Genomic DNA, 6,165 nt, shown 5'->3' with positions numbered 1-6,165 from the left:
GCCCCCCCCCCCCCCGCCGCTACACCTTGCGGTACCCGTACGCCTCCGACGCCGCGGCCTCCACCGCCGCGATGTCGCCGCCCGCCGACGCGGTGACCACGGCCGCCACGGCACCCTCCACGAACGGCGCGTCCACCAGTCGCGAGCCGTCCGGCAGTTCGTCGCCCTCGGCCAGCATCGACTTGACCGTGAGCACCGCACTGCCCAGATCGACCAGCAGCGCGACGCCCGCGCCGGAGTCCACCGACCTGGCGGCCTCGGCGATCAGCTCCGCACTCGTCCCGAGACCACCCGCCGGGGTGCCACCGGCGGCGGCCACCGGTGCCGTGGCGCCGCCCGCCGCCAGCCCCCGGGCCAGCTCGGCCACCGACTCGGCCACCGGGCCGCTGTGCGAGACCAGTACGATCCCGACCTGACGCGCGTCGCTCATGCCCCGTCCCCGTCCGCCGCCGCGGTGTCGGCCAGCGCGGCGATCAGCAGGGCCGAGGACGTCGCCCCGGGGTCCTGGTGGCCGATGCTGCGCTCACCCAGGTAACTCGCCCTGCCCTTGCGGGCCTGCATCGGCACCGTCGCCAGCGCCCCCGCCTCGGCCGCCTCCCGGGCCGCCGTGAACGAGGTGCCGGCCACCTCGACGGCCGGCAGCAGCGCGTCGAGCATCGTCTTGTCCCCGGCCTGCGCCCCACCGAGCTGCGCCACGGCCGCGACGCCCACCCCGAGTGCCTCCGCGAACTGCTGCGGTGACACGACGGGCGCATCGCCCAGGGCCTTTCCCGTACGGCGCAGCAGCGTCCCGTACAACGGGCCCGACGCACCTCCGACCGTCGAGATCAGCTGCCTTCCGGCCAGGATCAGTACGGCCCCCGGAGTCCGCGGCGGCTCCTCGCCGAGGACCGCGGTCACCGCCGAGAACCCGCGCTCCATGTTGCTGCCGTGGTCGGCGTCCCCGATCGCGGAGTCGAGGTCGGTGAGGTGGCCCGCCTCACGGCTCACCAGAGCCGCGGCCGCGGTCATCCAACGGTGGAAGAAGTCGGCGTCGAGCACATGATCTCCTTGTCGCTCCAGCATGACGGGGGGTACCGGCGGATCAGCGGCCCCAGCGCAGCGCCGGGGTCTCCACCGGTGCGTCCCAGAGTCGCAGCAGTTCCTCGTCCACCTGGCAGACCGTCACCGAACAGCCCGCCATGTCGAGCGAGGTCACATAGTTCCCCACGAGCGTACGAGCCGCGACGACGCCCCGCTCGGACAGCACCCGCTGGACCTCGGCGCCGAACCCGTACAGCTCCAGCAGCGGCGTCGCGCCCATGCCGTTGACCAGCACGATCACCGGTCCGGTCGGCTGCAGGTCGTCCAGCACCGCGTGCACGGCGAAGTCCGCGATCTCCCGCGAGGTCATCATGGGCCGGCGCTCCCGCCCCGGCTCGCCGTGAATACCGATCCCCAGCTCCAGCTCACCGGGCGGCAGATCGAACGTGGGGGAGCCCTTTGCCGGTGTGGTGACGGCGCCGAGAGCCACCCCGAAACTCCGCGAGGCCTCGTTCACCTGCCGGGCGACGGCCTCCACCCGTTCCAGCGGGGCGCCCTCCTCGGCCGCGGCCCCGGCGATCTTCTCGACGAACAGGGTGGCGCCCGTGCCCCGGCGCCCCGCCGTGAAGAGACTGTCGGTCACGGCCACGTCGTCGTTGACCAGTACCTGGGCGACCCGGACACCCTCGTCCTCGGCGAGCTCGGCGGCCATCTCGAAGTTCAGCACGTCGCCCGTGTAGTTCTTGACGACGAACAGCACCCCCGCCCCGCTGTCGACCGCGGCGGCGGCCCGCACCATCTGGTCCGGCACGGGCGAGGTGAACACCTCTCCGGGACAGGCCGCGGAGAGCATCCCGGGCCCGACGAATCCCGCGTGCAGCGGCTCGTGCCCGGATCCCCCGCCGGAGACGAGCGCCACCTTCCCGGCCACGGGCGCGTCACGCCGTACGACGACCCGGTTCTCGACATCCACGGTCAGCTCGGGGTGGGCGGCGGCGATACCGCGCAGTGCGTCCGCGACAACGGTTTCGGGGACGTTGATCAGCATCCTCACGGCTACCTCCTGGTGAGCTTAGCAGGCAAGTTGTTGAGCACGGTTTTCGCAGGTCAGAATGAGTGGGGCGGATTATTGATCTTGGCGGTTCATGGCGTTCCGAAGCGGTTCCGCGCGGTATTGATGCTGACTCTTTGCTGAGTCTTCTGACGGAGCACCAGATGGGGTTGGTGGGTGGCGACCTTTGCGAATGTGCATCATGCCGCAATTATCGACGCGAGGGTGCGGGTGCGCGCCAGTGCGCCACCGGTCGGATGCAGATGATCCTGCTTCCGCCATGACCGTGTCCAGGGAGGTTGCTGGTCCGCCCGTTCATCTCCCGAGGATGCCGGGCCGGTACTGCTCGGACCGGGGGAGGCCACTTCCTGCAGACTGGCGTCCATCCATAGCTAACCTCAGCGTTTCAGTTGAGGCTGCGTCGGCCGGTGGGCGCGGTGAGGGTCCGACGCGGGGTTGGGTTCTCCAAGGTCCCTGGGGCGAGGTGGGCGGGGGCAGCGAGTCAGCTGGCGGGGCGGGGCAGCGTGGCCAGACGGTGGGGTGCGACCGTGAGCTCAGCCGGGTCGTCGATATCCGAAGGTCGACGCGGCGGCCGCTCCGGCTGATCCGAGCGGCGACGTGCAGGAGCCCCATCAGGCCCAATGGCGGCACGTGCCGCTGATCTGCTTACATCACTCCCTAATGTCAGGGCGAGATGGTGGTAATGCACCGGAATAGCCGATCGGTCCTCAGATCAGCCTCTGCCGTATCGCGTACGCCACCGCGTGCGACCGGTTCCGCAGCTGGAGCCTGGTCGTCACCGAGTGCAGCACGTTCTTTATGGTGCGCTCGGAGTAGGCGAGCTTCGTCGCGATGTCCGCGGTGTCGTACCCCTCCGCGACCAGCCTGAGCACATCCACCTCGCGTGCCGCGAGGCCGGTGAAGTGCAGGCCGCGCGGACCGAGCACCTGCCCCTGGAGGCGGCCCACCTCCTCCAGCAGCCGTCCCAGCAGGTCGGACGGGAGATGGCCCTCGCCCCGCGCCACCGTCCCGATGACCTGCACCAGATGCTCCGGAGTCGCGTCGGAGCGCCTGACCACACCGGCGACACCGCACTCCGCGGCACTCACCAGCTTCTGCTCGTCGATGTCCGTGGTGACCAGAACGGTACGTGAGGTGCTGGTGCGCTGAATGTGGCGCAGACGGATCAGCGTCTTCTCGTCGATGGCATCGGCCACGACGACCATCACACCGGGAACGACGGGCGCGTCCGCCTCGTCCGCCTCGTCCGGATGGGCATCGCAGAGCACGCTGGCCTCGGGCTGCCGACGCAGCAGGTCGGTGATCCCGGCCAGCGAGACCGGGTCGTAGGCCTGGACGGCAACGAACACTTTTGGCGCGGCAAGGGTCATACCGCAGGCTGCTTTCTCCTGTGCGATCGGAGCACTCGGGGCGGGGACAAGAAGGTTGAAGCGGCCGCGGAGCCGCTTTCCAGGCAGCGGCGCGCGGCGAACAGTCGGCTGGGAGCCGAGATCACCGAGGAGTGTGTGACGACCGATCCCGGCAGCGCTCCGCGTGGCCAGAATGCGGCGGGTGCTTGCCAACCGGAGGCGACGACGCGGGCAGAGTGATTGCGGGCGCAGGCGGCCAAAGCAACGGAAAGCTTCGACTCCGAGGCGGTGCGCCGTGCGATTGCAGTCAGGTGGTGCAGCAGCTCCGGTGTCAGTCGGACTCGTCCCTGAAGCAGACGGAGACGGCCCGTTCCGCGATTGGCGGCCAGTGAATCGGACAGCCAGTTCGGTCCTACACATTCGATGTTTCCCAGTGCCAGTACCGGCGCGGACGGGCAGTCGGTTTCGTGTTGCACGTAGAGCGCGGCCCCGCGCGCGGCGATGCGTTCAGCTGTTCGCGGGACAACAGGGGCATCTACATCGCGTTGAATCATCTCGGATTCCTCTTCCGGCCCGCCAGGGCCTGTGCTGTGCGGCGTATGTACTACGCCGCGCAGGGGCGATCCTGAGGACTTATGGGCAGGTGCACGTTCGGAGGGGGACTGTTCGGCCCGCATGCAGAGTGGCGAGACCTGCCGTCGCACGGGCCCGCGCCCGTGATGGCAAGGATGCCAAGGCGTCCTTGGTGGGAAGGATCCTCGGCGTCGCACGCCGGTCCCCAGGTGCCAGCTCTGTGGCTTCGTTCTGGGGGATGGGGAGTGAGGCGAGGAGATGGACGATCACCTGTCGACGGCGCATCTGCACGTGGTCGATCGCGACCGGGACAAAGACCGGTGCAACTGTTCCGAACAGGGCACGGCGTGCGGCCTCCACCGGAACCTGCCGGCCGGTGATCGGAGCGCCGGGTAACACGAAGTCTCCGCGACCGCTGGTGTCATTGAGGAGCAGGTGATCCGGCTCGACGCGGACGAGTACAGAAGCCCACAGGATCGGGGGCCGCCAGTTCTCATACGAGGCCCTGGCCTGAGCTTGTCGTTTAACGTCCGGCTTCGAACAGGTTGGTCCGGTGATCACTCGTTCGGGTATTTCCGGGGCGTGGGTGCGGCCTTCGCGTGATCCTGAACTCGACCAAGAGGTAAAGGACCTGATGCGAAGGCCGCAGTGGTGAGTGTGCTGGAACAGGATGTGCGGGGCGAGCCGTTCGCGGAACTGTCACGCTTCCGGGGGTCTTCTACGACTGCCTGACCGGACGGCGCGACGCGTTGTTCGAGCTCACCGACGCGGTGCTCTGCACCGACGGCCCGGTGAAGACCTTGGTGGACTTGGCACTGGCGCCCGAGCACCGGCGCGGGCACGGCACCCTGTACGCCGCGCTGAACCGCGGTCGCGTGGACTTCGGTCGGCTGCGGACTTCGCTGGCTGGCCTGCCGCTGCCGCGAGCCGCCGACGGCCGCCTGGTGCTCGCCGTCGACGTCTCGCCTTGGCTGCGGCCGGACGCCGCTACCTGCCCGGATCGTTCGTTCTGCCACACCTACGGCCGCGGCGACGCCAAGCACCAGATGATTCCCGGTTGGCCGTACTCGTTCGTCGTCGCGCTGGAGACCGGCCGCACCTCCTGGACCTCGGTGCTGGACGCGGTGCGGCTGGAGCCCGGCGCCGACCTGGCCGCCGTCACCGCTGCCCAACTCTGCGACACGGTGGTCCGGCTGATCGCTGCCGGGCAGTGGAAGGCGGGTGACCCGGAGATCCTGGTGATGATGGACGCCGGCTAAGATGCCCCGCGCATCGCCCACCTGTTGGCCGACCTGCCGGTGCAAGTCCTCGGCCGGCTCAGCTCGGACCGGGTGATGCGCCGCCCGGCGCCCAGCCGCGCGGAGTTCGCCGCGGCGAACCCGGCCGGCGGCCGGCCGCCCAAGCACGGCGGCGAGTTCGTCTTCGGCGACCCCACGACCTGGGGTGCCGAGCAGGCTGTGACCACTACGGAGACTCGTCGCTACGGCACCGCCGTCGCCCGGGCCTGGAACCGGCTCCACCCGCGGCTGACCCGCCGGGCGGCCTGGCTGGAGCACGACGGGCCGCTGCCGGTGATCGAGGGCACCGTGATCCGCCTGGCCGTCGAGAAGCTGCCCAGCGGCGGGGTGAACCGGCCGGTCTGGCTGTGGTGGTCGAGCACTGGCGCCACCGCGGCCGACATCGACCGCTGCTGGCAAGCGTGCCTCCGCCGCTTCGACATGGAGCACACCTTCCGCCTGCTCAAGCAGACCCTCGGCTGGACCCGCCCGCGCCTGCGCGACTCCACGGCCGCTGACCGCTGGACCTGGCTGGTGATCGCCGCGCACACCCAGCTCCGCCTCGCCCGCCCGCTCGTCGCCGACCTCCGCTGGCCCTGGGAGCGGCCGGCGGAACCGAACAAGCTCACCCCTGCGCGCGTTCGGCGCGGGTTCAGGAACCTCCACACGAAGGCCCCCTCACCAGCGCGTGCGCCGAAACCCACCCGCCCAGGCCCGGGCCGACCACCCGGCTCGAAGAACCAGCGGCCCGCGCCTCGCCACGAGGTGGGCAGAGTCCTGGCCACCGGCCAGGCATACACCCGGCCCGCCCATCACAAGAAGGGCACCAAGCCCCGGCGAACAGGATGAGCGACGATCCCCCCATCAGGCA

Annotated in this window: 4 protein-coding genes and 1 pseudogene; 1 reads left to right on the top strand and 4 read right to left on the bottom strand. The window is 70.2% G+C overall.

Annotated features, from left to right (window positions below; all coding sequences use genetic code 11):
• Positions 1-19: 19 nt before the first annotated feature.
• The 4 genes from AADR41_RS30190 to AADR41_RS30175 all read right to left on the bottom strand — a co-directional run bounded on the left by AADR41_RS30190 (position 20) and on the right by AADR41_RS30175 (position 3,465).
• On the bottom strand, positions 20-430 hold the full coding sequence (locus tag AADR41_RS30190; RefSeq protein WP_342284660.1) for a PTS-dependent dihydroxyacetone kinase phosphotransferase subunit DhaM: 411 nt from the start codon (positions 428-430) through the stop codon (positions 20-22).
• A complete protein-coding gene (dhaL, locus tag AADR41_RS30185) occupies positions 427-1,041 on the bottom strand; it encodes a dihydroxyacetone kinase subunit DhaL (protein ID WP_342284659.1) in 615 nt (204 codons plus the stop codon). Before dhaL ends, AADR41_RS30190 begins: the two co-directional genes overlap by 4 nt.
• A gap of 43 nt (positions 1,042-1,084) precedes the next feature.
• Positions 1,085-2,077, bottom strand: coding sequence for a dihydroxyacetone kinase subunit DhaK (gene dhaK, locus AADR41_RS30180; RefSeq protein ID WP_342284657.1), 993 nt, complete (start codon positions 2,075-2,077; stop codon positions 1,085-1,087).
• Positions 2,078-2,802: 725 nt separating this feature from the next.
• A complete protein-coding gene (locus AADR41_RS30175) occupies positions 2,803-3,465 on the bottom strand; it encodes a response regulator transcription factor (protein WP_342284656.1) in 663 nt (220 codons plus the stop codon).
• Between the two features lie 1,203 nt (positions 3,466-4,668).
• On the opposite strand from AADR41_RS30175, the pseudogene AADR41_RS30170 reads away from it, so the two are divergent.
• Positions 4,669-6,143, top strand: a pseudogene (locus AADR41_RS30170) (NF041680 family putative transposase).
• Positions 6,144-6,165: the final 22 nt, after the last annotated feature.

It is taken from the genome of Streptomyces sp. CLV115 (genome assembly GCF_038448545.1).
GTDB lineage: Bacteria > Actinomycetota > Actinomycetes > Streptomycetales > Streptomycetaceae > Streptomyces > Streptomyces sanglieri.
Note: the sequence above shows the minus strand (reverse complement) of the source record. Positions and strands in the feature narration are given on the sequence as shown.